General features: G+C 52.1%; 10 protein-coding genes, 1 tRNA gene and 1 pseudogene. 9 read left to right on the forward strand and 3 right to left on the reverse strand.

Annotated features, from left to right (window positions below; all coding sequences use genetic code 11):
- Positions 1–24: 24 nt before the first annotated feature.
- Positions 25–1,224: a GGDEF domain-containing protein gene (locus DFP95_RS20010; RefSeq protein WP_115994466.1), complete on the reverse strand. Its 1,200-nt coding sequence runs from the start codon at positions 1,222–1,224 to the stop codon at positions 25–27.
- 134 nt (positions 1,225–1,358) lie between these two features.
- On the opposite strand from DFP95_RS20010, the gene DFP95_RS20015 reads away from it, so the two are divergent.
- From DFP95_RS20015 to DFP95_RS20025, 3 genes are read left to right on the forward strand one after another with little or no spacing between them, the layout of a single operon-like run.
- Positions 1,359–2,522 (forward strand): glycosyltransferase family 4 protein, encoded by a 1,164-nt coding sequence (locus DFP95_RS20015; RefSeq protein ID WP_115994467.1) that lies wholly within the window; start codon positions 1,359–1,361, stop codon positions 2,520–2,522.
- Between the two features lie 4 nt (positions 2,523–2,526).
- Positions 2,527–3,825: a metallophosphoesterase family protein gene (locus DFP95_RS20020; RefSeq protein WP_181907538.1), complete on the forward strand. Its 1,299-nt coding sequence runs from the start codon at positions 2,527–2,529 to the stop codon at positions 3,823–3,825.
- A 16-nt stretch (positions 3,826–3,841) separates the two neighbouring features.
- Complete coding sequence (locus tag DFP95_RS20025) at positions 3,842–7,126, forward strand: AAA family ATPase (RefSeq protein WP_115994469.1); 3,285 nt, start codon at positions 3,842–3,844, stop codon at positions 7,124–7,126.
- Here DFP95_RS20025 and DFP95_RS20030 read toward each other — a convergent pair.
- Both DFP95_RS20030 and DFP95_RS20035 read right to left on the reverse strand, forming a co-directional pair.
- Positions 7,050–8,180: a YkvI family membrane protein gene (locus tag DFP95_RS20030; protein WP_245987768.1), complete on the reverse strand. Its 1,131-nt coding sequence runs from the start codon at positions 8,178–8,180 to the stop codon at positions 7,050–7,052. The two genes, DFP95_RS20025 and DFP95_RS20030, sit on opposite strands and share 77 nt — an antisense overlap.
- A gap of 625 nt (positions 8,181–8,805) precedes the next feature.
- The gene (locus DFP95_RS20035; protein ID WP_115994470.1) at positions 8,806–9,519 is read right to left on the reverse strand and encodes a hypothetical protein; all 714 of its coding nucleotides are present in this window, start codon (positions 9,517–9,519) and stop codon (positions 8,806–8,808) included.
- A gap of 253 nt (positions 9,520–9,772) precedes the next feature.
- Between DFP95_RS20035 and DFP95_RS20040 the strand changes: the two genes are divergently transcribed.
- The 6 genes and pseudogenes from DFP95_RS20040 (at position 9,773) to DFP95_RS20065 (ending at position 18,881) form a co-directional block, all read left to right on the forward strand.
- Positions 9,773–10,345: a xanthine phosphoribosyltransferase gene (locus DFP95_RS20040; protein ID WP_115994471.1), complete on the forward strand. Its 573-nt coding sequence runs from the start codon at positions 9,773–9,775 to the stop codon at positions 10,343–10,345.
- 85 nt (positions 10,346–10,430) lie between these two features.
- A complete protein-coding gene (locus DFP95_RS20045) occupies positions 10,431–10,766 on the forward strand; it encodes a hypothetical protein (RefSeq protein WP_115994472.1) in 336 nt (111 codons plus the stop codon).
- Positions 10,767–10,855: 89 nt separating this feature from the next.
- A complete protein-coding gene (locus tag DFP95_RS20050; RefSeq protein WP_115994473.1) occupies positions 10,856–11,071 on the forward strand; it encodes a hypothetical protein in 216 nt (71 codons plus the stop codon).
- Positions 11,072–11,158: 87 nt separating this feature from the next.
- Positions 11,159–11,482, forward strand: a pseudogene (locus tag DFP95_RS20055) (carboxymuconolactone decarboxylase family protein); the annotation flags it as partial.
- 280 nt (positions 11,483–11,762) lie between these two features.
- A tRNA-Leu gene (locus DFP95_RS20060) sits at positions 11,763–11,849 on the forward strand.
- A 1,221-nt stretch (positions 11,850–13,070) separates the two neighbouring features.
- Positions 13,071–18,881 carry a X2-like carbohydrate binding domain-containing protein gene (locus DFP95_RS20065; protein WP_115994475.1) on the forward strand — a complete coding sequence of 1,937 codons (5,811 nt, stop codon included), beginning with the start codon at positions 13,071–13,073 and terminating at the stop codon, positions 18,879–18,881.
- Positions 18,882–18,945 lie beyond the last annotated feature (64 nt).

Here is an 18,945-nt window from a genome sequence, read left to right on the forward strand (position 1 = left end):
GTTAAGCGGTTTTGAATGAAAAAGCTAACTTCCGCGCCGCTGAAGCTTGCCGACGGAGGGGATTGCGGGTTCGGCTTCCCCACCGATCGTCGCGTAATCGGTAACGCGGTTTTTTCCGGTCGTCTTGCTATTATACATCGCTTGATCGGCTTGCTTCATAAGGGATTCCGCCGTCTCTCCAGGTGCGGCTATACTGAAGCCCACGCTGACCGTCACGAGCGTTTCTTTCTCCGTGCGCGAACGTATGGATTCGGCGGTTTGCAGCGAGGTAAGCGTCGGTCCCATAACGAAAGCCACGAGCTCTTCTCCGCCATAACGTCCGGATAGACCAATTCCTTCGGTTTCCTCCATCAATAGCGCCGAAACCTGCTTCAGAACGCCGTCCGCCTTATGATGCCCATGGGTGTCGTTCAGCTTCTTGAAATTATCGATATCGCAGAAAATCACGCCGAGCGGCCGGCCAGTAAGCAATGCGGACTCCAGTCTTCCCATGAAATATCGGCGGTTATAGAGATTGGTCAAGCCGTCGGTGATGGAAGAGCGGTATACCGATTGCAGAATCTCGACGACCCGTTCGAACAATAAGGCGAATAATAGGATATAGTAGAAAACGGGCAATAATCCGGCTATCATCTTGAAGATCTGAACATCCGGGGCCCAATATGTTCCCGATATTTCGGCAAGCTGCATCGTGAAGGCAATCATGATGCTGGTCATGTATTTACGCGGCTGTCCGATGTGCGGAGCGAACATGAGCACGAACAAGGGGCTGAGCAAAAGCATGAATCCGTCCAAGGCCGGCGTGGACTGCATTCCCTTCAGCCATGCGTCGTCCGCGGCCGAGATGCCGGGCAATATATCTCCGGCGGCAATCAGCAAGCCGATTACGAGCAAGACGAAAAACCATAAACGGGTTCTGGGACGCCGGCGGTGATAAAGTTCGAAAACGGCGAAATTGATGACGATGAATGCATATACTTGTAGAAGCTTCCCGATAAACACGAGCGTAGGCGTCGCCGGCGTTAGCTCGAGCGACATCGCTAGCTGTAGCAGATGGTGGATAAGAATAAAAACAAGGGATGTAAGCAATGACCTGTAAGCTTGCTTCCGATTGCGACCATACAGCCGATGGGACATGAAAAGCATTAAGGAGACGATAATAACGGCCATCGAAGACGAGAAAAGAAGTCCAAATTCGTTGGGCGTAAGCGTAATAAGAGTCATGTCGGGCTCCTTTAGGAAGACTATGTAACTTGCAGAACATATGTTTCTAATATATCATAATTTCTGAGAGACTTAGAGCAGAAATTTGTTCAATACGATCGCTATAGATTGACGGAAGTGAGGAGGAGTCGCCCTTGAACATCTTACAGGCGCTATTTTTCCCCCCGGAGCAGCCGGGAGGCGTCTCGTCCATGGTTCCCTATATCGGGGAGCGGTTCCGCAAAATCGGCTGGGAGATGGAAATGTTCTCTTTGCCGAAACGAATCCGCAATAAAGGACATGACGATATCGAATTCGCAACGTTCGACTGGCGCGCATACGAAGGCAATGCCATCGTCGACAGATATATACAAACCTACAAGGATTACATTTGGTGGGTTAAGCTTCGCCTTGCTGCGAATCGTTACGACCTCATTCATGCTCACCATCCGATCGCGGCACTTGCGATGAAACACGTTTTTCCCGACACGCCGGTATTAATGACGATCCACTCCAGCTATGAACGGGAGCTGATTCTTAACGGCCGTATTTCCGAAGGCGGAGACGAGCATCGATTCTTAACTTCCATTTACGGCGAATTGGAGCATCAGACCGATCGGTTGATGACCGTCTCGAACTCTTTTGCTCAATATATCGGCATGTACATTCAAAAACCTAATGAGACGGAAGTCATACCCAACGGATACGACGAGAAAAGGTTCAAGCCGATCCCTCACGAGAACGAGGTCACGCAGTTGGTCACCATCTGCAGGCTCGTACCGGCCAAGGGACTAGACATCCTGCTGCAGGCTTGCGCCGAGCTGCGCAAGAGAGACAGCAAATTCGTCCTTCATATTATCGGAGACGGACCGATCCGGGAAGAGCTAGAAGGCCTATCGCAACGGCTGGGCATCTATGACGACACGATATTCTACGGATACATGCTTCACCCGGAAGAATTGCTTCCTTTCTTCGACGTGTTCGTGCTGCCTTCCCGAGCGGAAGCCTTCGGATCGGTGTTCGCCGAAGCCGCGCTTTGTCTGCTTGCGCTTGTCGGAACCGACGTAGGCGGAATCGCCGAGCAAATCGAGAACGGAACGAACGGTTTGCTCGTTCCCTCCGAGGATCCTTCGGCACTCGCGGATGCGCTCGAAACGGTGATCAACGACCCGCATTTCCGCTATGAAATGGCGCGGGCCGGTTGGAATAAAGCGAAGAAAACCTACTCGCTCAACAGGGTCATCAGCGAACTGAAAATCATTTATACGTCATTCCGCCTTCCAAAATCCGAACAAGAGTCAGACATACGGGAGACGTGATCGAGTGGGCGTTCCTTTTACCTTCGTGCATGCGGCGGATCTGCATCTAGATAGTCCGTTCAAGGGATTAACCAAGGTTCCCGCGGCCGTTCGCGAACGCTTGCGCGAGTCGACGTTCGTCGCTCTTGGGAAGCTAAGCGAAGTCGTGGAAAAAGAAAAGGCGGATTTCGTCGTTCTGGCCGGCGACCTATTCGACGTAGCGGATCGTTCCTTGCGCGCGCAGCTTCGATTGCAAAGGGCTTTGGGAACAATGACCGCACATGGAGCCCGGGTGTTCATCGTGCACGGCAATCACGATCCCGAGAGCGGCAGACAGGCCCGGTTAGATTGGCCGGAAGGCGTATTCGCGTTCGGTTCGGCGACAGTGGGTTGTATCCCCGCTTACTCTCGCAAAGGCGATTTAGTCGCGCATGTGTACGGTATCTCCTATCCTACTCCGTCCGTAACGGACAATCTGGCGCTCCGCTTCAAGAAAAGGGAGGGGGCGCCTTTTCACTTGGCTTTATTGCATGCCAATGTCGACGGCGATCCTTCCCACGATAATTACGCGCCTTGCAAGCTTGAGGAGCTGATAACGTCAGGCTTCGATTATTGGGCACTCGGGCACGTTCACGATCGACGGGTTCTAAGCGAGTACCCTCACGTCGTCTATGCAGGCAATATGCAAGGCCGAAGTATTCGAGAAACGGGAGGCAAGGGCGCATACGTCGTCTCCGTTAACGAAGCGGGATCCATCGAGATGAAATTCAAGGATCTCGCCGATGTGTTATGGCGGGAAATCCCAGTGTCCATCGAAGGCATGGAAAGCGAACAGCAGCTTAAGAATCGGCTTCTTAGCGCGCTTGAAGCCGTTCGCGGAGAAGCCGGCGGGCGCCCTTCCGTAGTGAGGATCAAACTGGAAGGACGAGGCATGCTGCATGAACGGCTCCTGCAACCGAACGTCGCGGAAGAGTGGATCGAGGAATTAAGAGAATGGTTAGGAGAGCCGGAAGAGACGGATGCATGGATATGGCCGGAATCGATCGCCGTGAGGACGGGGGGGATCGTCCGGCTTGAATCGGTAGCCGAAGAGGAAGGATTCGTCGGCGAGCTTATTCGCGGCGGATTAGCCGCGACGGAGCATTCGGACGCTTCGCGCGAACTGTTGGACGAAGCGATGGAAACGTTGCGCAAACAACCGAAAATCCGGGAATGGCTGGAGTCGAGAAGCCACGAGGAGCGATCCCAATGGATCGTTCAAGCGCTTGAGCTTTCCGTCTCGCTATTGCGGGAAGATCGCGACGGCGCGGATAACCGGTCGTAGGGCGGGGGATTACTGGATGTACATACGAGAACTGAAAGTAGACGGATACGGCGCTCTTCATGGCTTGAATCTAGAATTGGATGCGGCGGTAAACGTCATATACGGACCGAACGAAGCGGGCAAGAGCACGCTTCTTCGTTTTGTCCGCAGCATGCTGTACGGGTTTCCGAACCGCAAGGATATGGTGGAGCGGGGTGAACCGATGTCCGGAGGCCGTCATGGCGGACGCATCGTTATATCCGACGAAGCGGGCGAGAGTTGGTTGCTTGAACGATATGCGGAACGGGGCGGCGAAATCACGCTTCGAGATGGCGTTGGGGCGGTGCGGGTCCTCGGACAAGCGGAGTGGGAACGATGGATGCTCGGCGGAATATCCGAAAGGTTATTTCGCCAGCTCTTCTCGGTGTCGTTGAACGAGCTGCATGAATTACGCACGCTGCAGGGTGAGGAAATCGGCAATTACTTGTACAACGCAGGATTGGCGGGCGGTTCATCCTTATCGGCAGCAAGGCGTCAGGTCGGCTCGGAGATGGATAGATTGTTCCGTCCGAAAGGGACGACTCAGGAGATGAACCGGTTGTTGATCTCGATGAAGGAAATCGAGACGGAAATTCGCTCAAGCCGGGATGCGGTTCGACAGTACGGGGAAGCAAGAGAGGGCTTGGAGCAAGTAGAGCTTGAGTTATCGTCGTTGGAATCAGGCTTCCCGGAGCTTAGATTGCAGGCAGCCAAGCTGCAGAGCGCATACGACTTGCGGGAATGGTGGCTCAAACGGGAAGCTCTGCTGGAAGCGGACGCGGGATTACGCCGAAGTCTGCCAGATCCATCCGCGCAGCTACTAGCGGAAGGAACAGCGCAAATATGGTCGGAAATGAAAAGCAAACGAGACGAAGCCAAGACGAAGCTATCGGTAGAGCAGAGTGCGCTCCAAGATTTGCGTTCAAGACGCGAGCTGTTGGATTGGGATGAGCGACGGGTTATTGCCCTGCCGGAAGCAGAGAGACTGGAGGCCTTGCGGGAAGTCGTAACCGCCAAGCGCGAGGAGAGATCGGAGCTTGAAGCGGAACGGCGAACGTTGGATGAAACCGTTCAGGCGACGTTGTCCCGGATATCGGCGGAGTGGGGGGAAGCCGAGCTGCAGGCTTTCGGCGGACTTGCCGCGGAACGGGAGCAAGTCCGGAAGCTGCAGCAAGCTTGGGAGGAAACCGAGCGGGGGACTATGTCCTACCACGCGGAACTGCGCAAGCTTGAAAGGCAGAAGGAAGTACTTCGATCTGAAGAGAGCTATTCGATTTCCGGTAATCTGAATGAGGGAGATCAAGCGGGATCTGTTACAAGCAGGGAAGCACTCTCGGCGGACGACTATTTCGTTCCGCGCACGAAGCCCGCGTTGCTGCAAGCATGGCATCGGGCCGAGGACGCCCGTCGGAATTACGATCGGGCAAGGACAAGCGTTCGGCCTTCCCGAACGACAGCGAACTCGCGCGGAACCTCCGACGATAAGGCGCGAGGGTCGGCCCTCCTGTTCTTGATCGCGGGGTTGTTAGGGGCTGCAGCTATTGCGATTTTCTTCTTTTTATCGGGAAGCAACGGCGTAGAGACTTCGATGGCTTATGGGGTGTTCGGCGGATTGTTATTGTTGTCGGCGCTTGTGGTGTTTCTGGCATTCTCATCCTCGAGTAGTAGTTCCCGATCGGGTTCGCGGACGCGATCGCGAGCGACTTCATCTGCCGAGGAGGGTCAATCGAACCCGAGCGCCGATTACAACGTGAATTTGCAATTGTACCGCAAGCAATTCAACGAAAGCCTACGTCAATTGATGAACGATCCGCAATCGGCGGCGACTTCGTTGATCCAGGAAAATTCCGATTATGCCCCGCTGGACATTCAGGAACATTCGGAGATGGAGGATACGGTTTGGCAGAAGCTCCGCGAAGCCGTTCATGAGCGGTTAGAGCAGCTGGAGGAGGTTGAGCGGGGAGAATCCAAGCGGCAAGAGCTGAGAAATCGCATGCACGAGCTGCAGGTGGAGAAGGACCTCGTCGAACGCGATTCGGAGGAGCTTGGCAGACAAGCGGACGCCTTGCATGCGAGCTGGCGCAACTGGCTCGAAGTCCGCAAGTTGCCTCTACACCTTGCTCCGGATAACCTTCCGGAGCTGCTGGGGATGGCTGAGCAAGGACAAGCCGCGCTTCGCCAGCGGCAACGCGTAACGGAACGTTCCGATACGCTGAGCCATGCGATCAAGGAATTCGAGCAGGCGGCTTCCCGGTTAATGGAAACGTGCCCGCCTCCCGTCGGCCTCGGATCGGAGATCGGACGAGCGGTGCAATGGATTTACGGAGATTCGGTCAAACATCTCGCTCGGAAAGAAGAAGCGGGGCATCTCGAACGCGAGTTAGCCGGTGCCGATGCTGCCGTGAGGTCTGCCGGCGCCGAGCTTGAGACCGCGGCATATCGGATTGAGCGGTTGTTGCAGGAAGCGGGAGGCGCAACGGAAGCCGAATTGGAGCATAGGCTTCGAATCGATCAGCGAAGCGCGGAGATTCGCCTTGAGGCTCGGGAAATACAATTGCGGCTGGAGTCCGGCCGCGATAGCGAGTCGCGTGATCAACTGTACGCCTTGCTTCAGCAACATGACGAAGCTTCTCTCTTTACTCTTCTGAGCGACCGGAAGGCGGTATTAGCTCAAGAAGAGGAGCGGCGTTCCGGGCTGCTCGATAGGCGCGGGCGTCTAACGCAAGAGCTGGAACGTTTACGCGTTGAATCCGAACTCGAAGATAAGAGGCAACGGCTTCTGGAGCTGCAAAGCAAGCTCGAGCTGCTGTCTGAGCGATACGCGATTCTAGCGATAAGCGATAAGCTGATCGCCCGGACGAAAGCCGTCTACGAGGAAGAGCGTCAGCCGGAAGTACTTCGGCGCGCTTCCCGGTATTTCAAACAGATGACGAACGGTGCTTATTGTCGGATTATTGCCCCCGGCGATACGAAAGCGCTACTGGCGGAGACGGAGGATCGTCGCGTTCTGGACAGCATCTTCCTTAGCAGGGGGACGCAAGAACAGCTCTATTTATCCATGCGATTTGCTTTATGCGCTGCCGCTTCTCCGGATCATCCGCTTCCGTTGTTGCTGGATGATTTGTTCGTTCATTTCGATGAAAGCAGATTAATTCAATCTCTTCCGATATTGCAAGATCTCGCTAAGGAAAGGCAGGTTATCCTTTTCACTTGCCATCGGCATGTCGCCCGGACGATAGCTGAGGGGATTCCAACAGCCCGGGCGGTGACGCTGGGGGAGTAGGGAACCCCGGATTTAGCGGCGGGCGCCCGGAACGGTCCCGGCTTATGAGGAACAGCCAGCCTAAGCTAAGCAGGCCGAACATCGGATACAGCGTGGAGAGCAACGGACCGAATCCGAATTGACCCGCAAGGAAACAGAGCAGCAACAACATGAGGGTTAACATCCACTGGGAAGCGTTCGTTCTATCGTGCAACTGCAAGGTCAGCCCGTAAATATCGGCAACGAGCGTCGTGAAGATCTCCATGAAGATGAGGAAAATATAGATCCAATGAATCCAAGCTCCTAGTTCGCGGGCGATGCCGCCCATCGGAATATCGAATTGCAGGATGCCCGGCATTCGGGCGGACAACGCGAGGTGGCCCGCGAGCAGGAGCAAGCCGATGCCGATTCCTCCCATCCAAGCGCCCCTTCGCAAGATTTTGGCATTTCCTATCGAAGCGCCAAGAGGTACGAGCACGGCTTGGGACATGGATAAGTTAAACGCGGCGTACAGGAATGGGGACAGCCACGCCGCCCAAGGAGAAAGCTCGCTTTTGCTCGTGATCCAGTGGGCGGAGAGCGGGCTTTTTAGCGTCTCGTATACCAAGAATGCCGTGAAACCGATCATAAGTGGAACGACGAAGGTGTTGATAGTGAGTATCGCGTTCATGCCCTTGCGAAGCAGCATGAAACAAGCGAACATCGTCACGAGGAGGCCGGTTTGATAGCTTAAATTGAGATGCTCCGAGAATAGGGTTCCCGCCCCCGCGAGCATAACGGCATTGACTCCCAGCAGCACGATGAGCATGAGGTTGCTCACCCACCGTCCCGTTTTTTCCCCGAATAAATATTTGTTGAGATCCTCGTAGGACCTAGCCTTTAATTCGGATGCGAGAAGCATGACCCTGGCGCCGATCCATACGAAGAAGAGCGTGGATACGATGATCAAATAAGGACCCCAATAGCCGAAACGGGTAAAAAACTGCATCACTTCCCGTCCGGAAGCGAACCCCGCGCCGACGACGGTTCCGATAAATACGAGTGCTACTTGTACGCTTACGGCCCACTGTTTCATGACGCGGAACCTCCCGATCCAATCTTGTCCGACCTTTCTTACTACTCTATGTGGGCAAGCGGACGAGCATGACATGAGAGCGATTCGAGGCGATCATGACGGCGGAAAGAAATGGTATGCGGGGAGGATAGAGGAGAAAGTTAAGGTATTAACGAACAAACATTGGGAACATTTACGTAAGAAACCATACCTCCTGGATGCGATAGCGGGAAACTCGGCGGTGTTGGTATCCTCGAAGTAAGCGTGCCTCACACGGCTATCCTGCCGAAAATGCCGCAGCGGTTGAAATAAGCGTGTGTCGCGCGGCTATATTACCGAAGTTGCCGCCAGCGGTTGAAATAAGCGTGCCTCACACGGCTATCCTGCCGAAGTTGTCACTAACGGCCGAAATAAGCGTGCCTCACACGGCTATCCTGCCGAAAATGCCGCAGCGGTTGAAATAAGCGTGTGTCGCGCGGCTATATTGCCGAAGTTGCAGCCAACGGCCGAAATAAGAGTGCCCCGCACCGTTATTTAGAGGCATTCGGCTAACGGCTGCCCTATTCGATAAGTTTTTCGTAGAGAACGCAAACACAAAAACGCCTTCTTCAATGCGGACTTAGACATCCGCTTGGAAGAAGGCGCTTTAGATTTCTCTGCTAAGAAGCTTGAGAGACAACACTTGCCGGTTATCGGGGTCCAGATCTAACTTGAACCATCCCCCGGATACTTCCAACGTTAACACGTTCGTTTGATCGTCAGACGGAATCCCCAGAAGCTCGCCGGCTGCCGAACCGTCCATTCCGCTCTTAAGTCCTTGGATGCCGGTTAGAACATTCGGAGAGGTAATTTCCACGTATACGACTTTGTCTTGTTCGTCTAACCCGATGGAGAGACCGTTATATTCCCAAATATTCACCGATTGATCGTCGCCGGGAAGCAGGTACGTTTCCTCCGGCAAGCCATGCTTCTTGACGACTTCTTTATCTGAAACGCCTAGCTTAATTCCTGCCAAAGAAGGTGATTTCGGCTGGAATGCCAGGTCGGAGGGCTGATCGTTCGCCGTCGATTCAGGTTGGATATTGGATACTTCGACCGCCGGAATCGGATCATCCGAAGGTTTAACATCTATTATGGTAGTTGTAGGTAAAGGAGAATCGGATGGTATGTCCTTAGCTTGTTCCGTGGATTCCTCGTAAGGTTTGGAAATAGGCGACGGAGTTGGCGAGAAAATCACCGGAAGCCCCTCGGAAGAAATCGGAATCGGCTCGGTTGCAGGGGAGGAACTGCAGGACACCAAGCTTGCGGACAACAAAAGAGCACTCCAAATTTTCAGTCTTGCTGCGGAGTATCTCGGCATGTTAATCCCCCCCTCATAAAACCTTTTACACTATATAAGACATTACAAATCATGGAAAAGTTTCGTGCTCGTCAACTTTATTTGAGAATTCATCCTTTTGTCGCATCGGGTCGCAGTTTGTCGGGACTTTAGTCTTGTTGTTTCGCCATAAAAATGGCTTGCGGTAATAGGTACGAATCTGAAACTCCATGTTGCGCGCGGGAAAGGGATATGGTACGTTAAACGGAAAAGACAACGGGTGGTGGGGAAGACGATGGATATTCTCAAGGAGCGAATTCTGAAAGAAGCAAGCGTCATTAACTCAGGGGTGTTGAAATTGGATTCTCTGCTCAACCATGGCGTCGATCCGCAATTGACGATGGAGATGGGCAAAGAGTTCGCTGCTAAGTTCGCGGGCGAGACGATTACGAAGGTCATTACCGTAGAATCCTCGGGTATTCCCGTTGCTTTCGCTACCGCTTTGGTGCTTGGCGTACCGCTAGTCTTCGCTCGAAGGAAGAAAACATTGCTCGGCGAGCCGGATGCTTACTGCGAAAGAGTTCCGTCCTTCACCAAAGGCATCGTTACCGACCTGATCGTTTCCAGACATTTGATCAGCTCCGAGGATTCCTTGCTCTTCATAGATGATATTATCGCGAACGGGGATGCCGCACGCGGACTCATTAAAATCATCGAACAATCGGGAGCTACGCTTAAAGGAATAGGGATCGTCCTTGAGAAATCTTTCCAAGCGGGCGGCCGAACATTGCGCGAGCTTGGGTATCGGGTGGAGACGCTCGTTAAGATCCAATCCTTGGATGACAACACCATAACTTTTGCCGATTAAATAATAGGGCTATGAACATCCTTTCCCAATCGGATTTCAATGTCGTATAATAGGGATAACCTGCAGATGGGGAGGCGAACAGCAAATGGATAACGTAAATAACGTGAATTTGTCGGTCGACTTTTTCCTGAATAAGCTGGAAGAGTCCAAAGTTCATTTCGAAAGAGCGCTCGATTGCAAACACACGGAGTTCGACGACCTGTATCCATACATGATCGAACACCCGCAATTTTTCTGGTACAAACGTTATGTCGCATGGTCTGAGTTACTCACGATCGTCAAGCTCTGCGAGGAGCTCGATATTGCTTGGACGGAAAGATTCGAGACGCATCAAGCCGAATATGTTAGCAACCGGGTCATGTCAAGCAAGGTACTGGATTGCTGGTATGAAACGAACGATACGAGAGAGCACGTCGGGTAAGGATTCGGTGCTGCTTGGGAACAAACCCGGAGAACCCGCCTGGACTTAGGTCCTTGCGGGTTTTTCGGCACAATCGAGGAGGAAGAACGATGTTGAACGATGAGCAGTTGAACCATTTTCGGGTAGAAGGAACGAAAGTACGGGTAGTTAGAGATGCGCTCGAGTTGAATGACGTCGTCGGCATCGTGGTGGCGTGGGATGAAGAGCAGTTGCTCATCAGACGTCCGAACAGGCGCGTAGTGAAGGTGAAGCGCGGATACGACATTCAGTTGGCAAGCGAGCCTAGGCAATGGTCGAATGAATAAATATGCCGCTCTCGAGGGAGTTTAGATAAGATTCCCAGCGCTTGAGCGCTTGGATGACAAATTCCCTAGTTTGCGGAGGAATGCCGAATGGCCATCATGGAACAGAAGGTACGACAGTATAAGAACGACGCGGCGGGTTTATCGGAGCAGCTGCCGGATATCGCGAATACTTACGATCGATTCACGGGGCAATGCTTCGAGGCGGGGGAACTGGATGCGAAGACTAAGCAGCTCGTCGCCCTCGGCGTTGCGTTATTCGCCAATAACGAGGTATGTACGTATTATCACGTGCAGGCGGCGCGCGAGCTCGGAGCAAGCGATCGTCAGATCATGGAGGCGACGGCCGTAGCGTCCGCGGCGGCAAGCGGGCACATTTTGTCTCAGAGCGTTATTCGGGTTCAAGGTGCTTTAGGTGGAGAAAGACAGCAGAATTCAGCGATGGATAGCCTGCAGTATAACGCCTTTCATGACACGGAATTCGGTCAGGACGAGGATGAGCCGGGGATGAGCGTTCCGGGGAGCGATGCGGTATCTCCGTCCTATTAAAAAGCCCCATTAACTGAATATTTGAACATCCGCGATCGGCTTGACTTCGCTTTAAAGCCCGTGCTATTATAAGTAACGTGATTGCGACAAGGTTACCTTTCAACGCGGCAACGTGGTGCAGGAAATCCCAATATCACTATGATATGCGGCCATGGCGGAATTGGCAGACGCGCTAGATTCAGGTTCTAGTGGTGTAACAGCCGTGGAGGTTCGAGTCCTCTTGGCCGCACCATCCTAATTAACAATAGGTTTCTGATCCTTCTCTTTCTGAGGATCAGGAGCCTTTTTAAGTTTTCAGCGTGCCCAGAGGCACGCATCTTCTAGCCTGTGAAAGCCCGTTTGCGGGAAGAGCCAAGACTCCGAGTAGCTAGGATATTTGCGTATGGCGAAATCAGTGCGTAAAAGCGTATCGACGAAAGTACCTGTCGGAGACAGAGCGTGCGGCGTCGTCAAAATGGCCTCGCAAGAGGATAGAGAGGAAGCCGAGTCCCGCACACTTGGACGAAGGCCATGGAAGTTATCTAGAACTTGGAGCGACCTTGAAGAATCCTTCGGCGTAATTTGTTCAAGTTTTTCAAGGAGGTACAGGAAGCATGGCGAAGAGTGCAGGCAAACAAGGGAGCAAGCTAGACTTGTACATCCGACAACGGCTAAATGTTCGGATTGTTAGAAATCTTCGATTCGACGTATTGTCTAAATTGGCGTGGATATTGTTTATTGTAAAATAGTGGATTTAATCAAGTGATTCCTGGATGTCCTTCATACCAACGCCGATGTTTCGCTAGCACCAACGGGAAGTGTTACGGAATATAACCCTCTAACTATGTCCAGGGAAAAAAAGTCCAAATAAATGCACAAGTATCTGCATGGAAGCTATGGAAGCGCTTAATCTATAATAAAAAATAGCAAATGAATGCGTTTTCAAATGAAGATCAATATTATGTTGAAAGGAGCTATAAAATGAAAAAGCGATCGTAGACGATGGTAACGGAACGAGTGAAATGGAAATTTGTAACAAAATATAGGCGCACATTCTTATGAAAGATACTACCTATTTGAGGGTGAGTAATTGCTTATGTGAAATATTGTTCTTTAATTTTCCCTTTAATGAATACGGGCACCATTTATATTTTAGGTGACCTTGCATTGAAATAATAGACCCATAGAAACCTTCATAGCTACGTTTTTACTCATCTTCCGCTTTTAGTTGACCGCTGCCGGGTAAGGCACGGTCGCCATCGCCGTTTATTGAATCTAACTCAATCCCGGACAGTCGTTTAGTTTGTTCATGGTAAGAAGAATATTCTTAAAAAATGAAAGCGTTTTGCAATTCTTAAAAATGCATCGACGGGCTATTTTTATTGTTGACAACTATAGCTGAGAAACCGGCACTAATACCGCTTTGACGGTAATGTATATAAAATTTTACTTATATTGAAGGAGGTTTTACGTAGTGAGAAAAAGAGCATTAATTTGGATTATGACTTTTGTAATGGTATTTACCATGTTACCATTTTCAGGGGCGGTAATCGCGGCTGAAAGTACGCCAGGTGCCACGATCTATGTTGCTACAACAGGCAATGATAACACGGGTGACGGAACACAATTAAATCCGTACCAAACGATTGCCAAGGCAAAAGCAGTAGTAAGGACTTTGCCTAAAACCGGTGGCGATATCGTCGTGCAAATTGCGGATGGCTATTATCCGCTTGATGAAACGCTGGTATTTGACAAGGATGATTCCGGAAGTGCAAGCAGCACGATTCGCTATGAGGCGGCGCCTGGCGCAAAGCCGGTCATCAGCGCCGGTACAATGCTGGAAAAAGGCATATGGACAGAAGCGGTCGGCCTTACCCAGACGGGTGGCTTAACGGCGTATAAAACAACACTTAACCGGAGCGATAAGTTGCGCGCGATCTATGTCAACGATAAGCGCGCCAACATGACGCTGAGTTCGCAAATAGCTTCGGCCAACAGAACCGTCACTGGCACCCCCACAGTCAGCTTTACAGCTACCGATAACCCTTGGGCGTGGCGGGACGGCAGCAACATCCGAGCGGCTATCGTATTTGATGCCAGCGTAGGTCTGACGACGGCAACGAAAAACCCCCAAAACATTGAAGCCGAAAGCATGGGCGGCTCCACCGCCAGATGGGCAAGGCCTTTTGTCACCTTCGCTTCGATCGAACAGGCGCCGGTAGCCAGCAACAAGCCCGGCGGTGTCATGCTCCGATTCCAGATGCCGTATGCGGCGATTTCACAGTCTTTGAGTAATAACACGCAATACAATCCAGGTAACAATCAAGTGATCCGCAACGCTTTCGAGTTCTTCAACAAACGCGGAGATTTCTATTTCGACCAGGCGGAAAGCACGCTTTATTACATCCCGCTTGAAGGTGAGGATGTCAATACTGCCGACGTGATTATTCCAAGGCTTGAGACGGTCCTCGACATAAGAGGGATCCCTGTAGGAGATCGATTGAACCCTGTTGCAGGCTCGGATGATGGACGTGTCAAGAACATCACCTTTAACGGGCTGACGTTTGCCCATACCGACTACAAACTGACTGAAGTGACGGGCACCTATACATTTAGCGACGGATCCGGTCCGGTAACGACTAGTTCCCGCGGCTTCGCGTCCGTTCAGGGCGCTATCGTGAACAAAGCTTACTTCCCTAGCAGCATTAACTGGCATGAGACTTTCTACCGAAGTTATGACATACCGCCTGCAGCGGTCATGATTAACGCGGCGAGGAATATTAAAGTGCTGAACGGAGAGATCGGGCTTGCCGGATTTATTGGCATCCATGTGGAAAATGATGCCAAGAATATCGAAATCACGGGCAACTATATCGTAGATACGCTCGCTTCCGGCATTGTAATCGGACATCCGCAACATATCTATGAAAACGATGTGCCGATTACGCATGAATCTAGTGTTTCAGTCTCCGGCACGCCAATAAGAAACTGGGCCGGTGTTGATAAGGAAAAATATACGGCGGGTACGGAAGCCGTGCCGGAAAATATTTATATTACAAATAACTTTTTGTACAGGAACTGCTACGGATTCCCAGGCGCCAACTCACTAACCTCTTTCTACACTACTAACATGCAGGTACTGCACAACTACATTTATGACTCCACTTACGGCGCAATGAGCATCGGATGGGGCTGGGACGAGTACGATGGGTTCGGCTTTACCGCCCAAGGTACCAACAAGACCGGCGGCCCTTACCATGGTACGCATGAAACGAGCCTTGGAAGGTCTCCAGCAATCTCTACGACCTCGAGGAATAACAAAATAAACTCTAACCGCGTAGAGGAAATTTGCACGGTAGTTAACGACTCCGGAGCCATTTATTCCCTGGGACGGCAGGGCGATCCGGGTAATTTGCCGGACGGAGGGACATGGGACACCATCAACACCGTCTACCCTTTGACAAACGACCCCGTCAGCAACAAGAATAGTAACTGGAATTCTGACAACTGGACGAATTTCACCGAGATGAACTACAACTTTCTTGACCCGAATCCAACTAACAAACCCACGACCTCCAATAATTGGACGAACGGGTTCCATCCCGACGAAGGCAGCACATTCATTAAGATGATAGGCAACGTCGTGCAGTCAAAGCTCTCCCATTCCCCCGGAAAGAGCCGTCTTATTGAGTTTAACAACTGGAAGCGCAAAAGCGATATGATTATGGTCCAAGGCTACGTGGACGGGGATAACGACCAGAATGGCGCCCCGAGGACTACTTTTGACAATTTCAAAAGCACAAGCCGCATTTGGCCACTTAAGGGCAACGAAATCGTATTAAATTCGGGCCTTACCAACGAATACGCTCATATGATTCCGAGAAGCCTCATTGCCGATACCGAGTTCGAACTGGCTTCCAACGTCATCATGGGTAGAGGAGAGACGCTGAACCGCAGGGGTCTGCTGCAAGCTCAAGACACGGTTTGGCTCGCGCCGGCGGACGCAACCGTCTTTACGGAAGGCAGCAAGATGACCAAAGCGGCCGGCGACGCAAAGTCGATCAAAGCTCCGTCCGCCGCAGGAGAATACAAGCTCTTTATCGATTATGCAGACGCCAGAGAGACGGCCACTTCCAAGTTTACGGTATACGTCGACCAGAACGCGTCAGCGATCAACGTGGAAGACGGAGAAAGCTACGAAGTTTCAGCGGTCCGGCCTCTTGAACTGACTTTGAGCGGAGACTACACCTATACGCTCAATAGTAATCCCGTGGTGAGCGGGCATCAAATCGCTACCGAAGGAAACTGGACTTTGGTCGTCAGCACACCGACGGATCCGAATGCCATGATCATTAACTTCACCACCACGATATCGGTGGCCAATAAGTTGCTCCCGGCTGACGTGACCGTAGCCCCCGGAGGAAGAGTCAATTTTGCGCACGATTTGGACGACGCGACAAAGAAAATATGGATTTCCTCGTCGAGCGGCGGACATTTTGACGGAGGCGACGACGAATCGATGGCCCCCGGCGACAGGGTGGGGATGACCGCGCCGATGGTGCCAGGTCCCTACATTATTTATGTACTGGCGCAAGAAGGCGATGTACTTAGCCAGTCGCACGCTCGTATTGTGGTGCGCGATATGACGCCTGCCGACATTCCTCGAAATGGTCTTGACTTGTGGCTCAAGGCCGATGAGGGCGTGGAAAAAGACGGCAGCGGCAACGTGACGGGATGGACAAATATGGGAAGCGTCCCGGCGAAGCTTGTCCCGGCGAACGTCCCCGGTAGCGGCGGCGATGGTCTTGGAACACCAACCGGCAACCCCATGCTTAAGAACAATGTATACGACTATGTAGACTTCGCGGCGATGTCAAGGCCGCTAAAAGCCGCAGGCTTTAAAAATTATAACGGCAGTACGCAGATGACGATATACACGCTGGTTAGTCCGACAGCCACAGCCAACAACTCCAGCGACCAAAATGGCCTTGTTTATTTCGGATTAAACGAAGCTTACCAAACTTGGACTGCCAACAGCGGTTGGAGCGGTATTAATCTGGGCGTAGGAACAGATAGAATTAACATTCGCTTTGGTAACACGGATAGCGGCGTATCGGGCGGCGGGCAACAAATTGCAACAACCGCCACTAACGGTCTGGTCAGCGTTCGGGCGCAGCTAAACGGAACCAATAGATCCGTTTTTGTTAATAACAACGTCATAGGCACCCCTGGAACCAACGCTAAGGCCCTTCTAGGGAACAGTTCGGATCTGGGCGTAGGTTACACGATGGCGGCAGCAACCCCCTACCGCTTTCTAGGCAAAGTCTTGCAAGTTCTCATCTACGACAGGGTGTTGACAGCTGACGAAATTACGAAAGTAGAAACCTATTTTAACGAGGTCAAAGCCGGCCGTGGTGGGCCAGCGAACACAATTGTCCCAGTGGTCGACAAAACCCTGCTGACCGGCTTGATAGGGACTGTCAATAGCCTGAACGAAACGGAATATACAATCGATTCATGGAATGCTTTTGCAAGCGCCTTAAGTGAGGCCCAAACTGCCGCCGCAAATGATGGGATCGGGCAGGAAGCAACGGACAATTCATATTACGCGCTGCGTAACGCGTTCAAAGCGCTTGTGATGAGCGGCACGATTGAGCCTACAACGGCAAGCTTTGACAAGAATGTCGCCAATCAGGCGGACGTGACCACCGTTCTGACACTGAACGGGAATAGTCTGAGCAGCATCGCCAACGGCGACACGACATTACAGCTAGGCATCGACTACGTGGTTTCCGGCAATACGGTTACGATAAACAAGTCGTATCTGAGTACGCTCGCGGTCGGAAACGTTACTCTGCAGTTTACTTTCAGCTCTGGGGCAACGAATGAACTCGTCATCACGATCTCCGATACGACGGTTATTGTGCCGACGACTCCGAAGGCTGTCCTGACGGGACCGTCGTCCGTGGTGGTAAACCATTCCTTTGAAGCGAAAGTAGCACTTGAAGGGGTCCAGGAGAACTACAATGCCGCGAGCCTGGTCGTTCATTACGATCCAGCGAAGCTGGAAATTGCGACAGTCCTCGATTCGGATAACCAACTCATACTCGACGAGGGCGTAGCGGAATCTCTCGCACCGGGAGTTTCCATTATCGGAACCGGCGTTATCCCAGAACAAGGTTTGATCTTGATTATGCTGACGAGTACTTCGGGACATGTGCCGCTAGGCACGGCCGACTTGCTGAAATTGAATGCCAAAGCGAGCGCATCCTTAGGCTCGACCACCGTTACGTTATCGGAATTTGTCATTGCAAATGCCGATAGTTCCACCGATGTAGACGTTTCAGATGCGACTCTGGCGATCCAGGTTAATCTGGCCGATCCGACCGCGCTCCTGGCAGCGATCCAATCGGCTCAAAGTCTGCACGATTCGGCCGTCGAAGGCGAAATCCAAGGACAATATCCTGCAGGCTCGAAAGCAGTTCTCAACACGGCGATCAATGCGGCGAGAGCTATTGCGAACGAAGAGGCTTCGACGCAAACGGATGTCGATACCGCGCTGGCCGGCTTGAATGCTGCCGTTCAGACCTTCATTCAAAGTGTTATCGGCATTAACAAAATGGCGCTCAATACCGCCATTACGAACGCAGAGCAACTGTACGGCGGAGCCTCGATCGGTACGTCTCCGGGACAATATCCGAGCGATGCGGCGTCGGCGTTCAACAGCGCGATCGAAGCGGCTATCGAAGTCCGCAACAGTACGTCCGTGACGCAAAATCAAATAAACGCGGCGGTTACGGCGTTGAATATGGCAGTCAGCACATTCCAAAGCAGCGTCATTACGCAGACTCCGTCGGTTAACAAGTCGGCGCTGAACGAAGCGATCACTGCAGCGGAAAGCAAGCTTAGCCACGCGGTGGAAGGTCAAAAAATCGGTCAATATCCGGGTAGCGCGATCAGCGCGTTCAATGCGGCCGTACAAACGGCCAAGACGGTATTCGGCCAAACAGTGGCGACTCAATCCGAGGTAGATGCTGCAGTAACGGCTCTCGCGATCGCTCAGACGACATTCGCAGGGCAGGTGGTTACGCTCGTCTCCGGACAATCCGCAGTTTCCATTCGCGACTTGTCGATTATCGCCAAATACTTCAATATAGATCAATCGGATCCGAACTGGAGTAAGGTCGAAAAAGCCGACTTGTTTAACAATGGCAAAATCACCATCGTAGAGCTGGCAGCTGTAGCTCGAATGATTGTAGGCAATTGGCTGGAGGAACATCACTAATCAAATATAGTCCGCATGCCCAATCCAGCAATTGGGCATGCGGACTTGATAAAGAAAGGCAGGC

The sequence above is a fragment of the Cohnella lupini genome, assembly GCF_003386205.1.
Taxonomy (GTDB): Bacteria; Bacillota; Bacilli; order Paenibacillales; family Paenibacillaceae; genus Cohnella; species Cohnella lupini.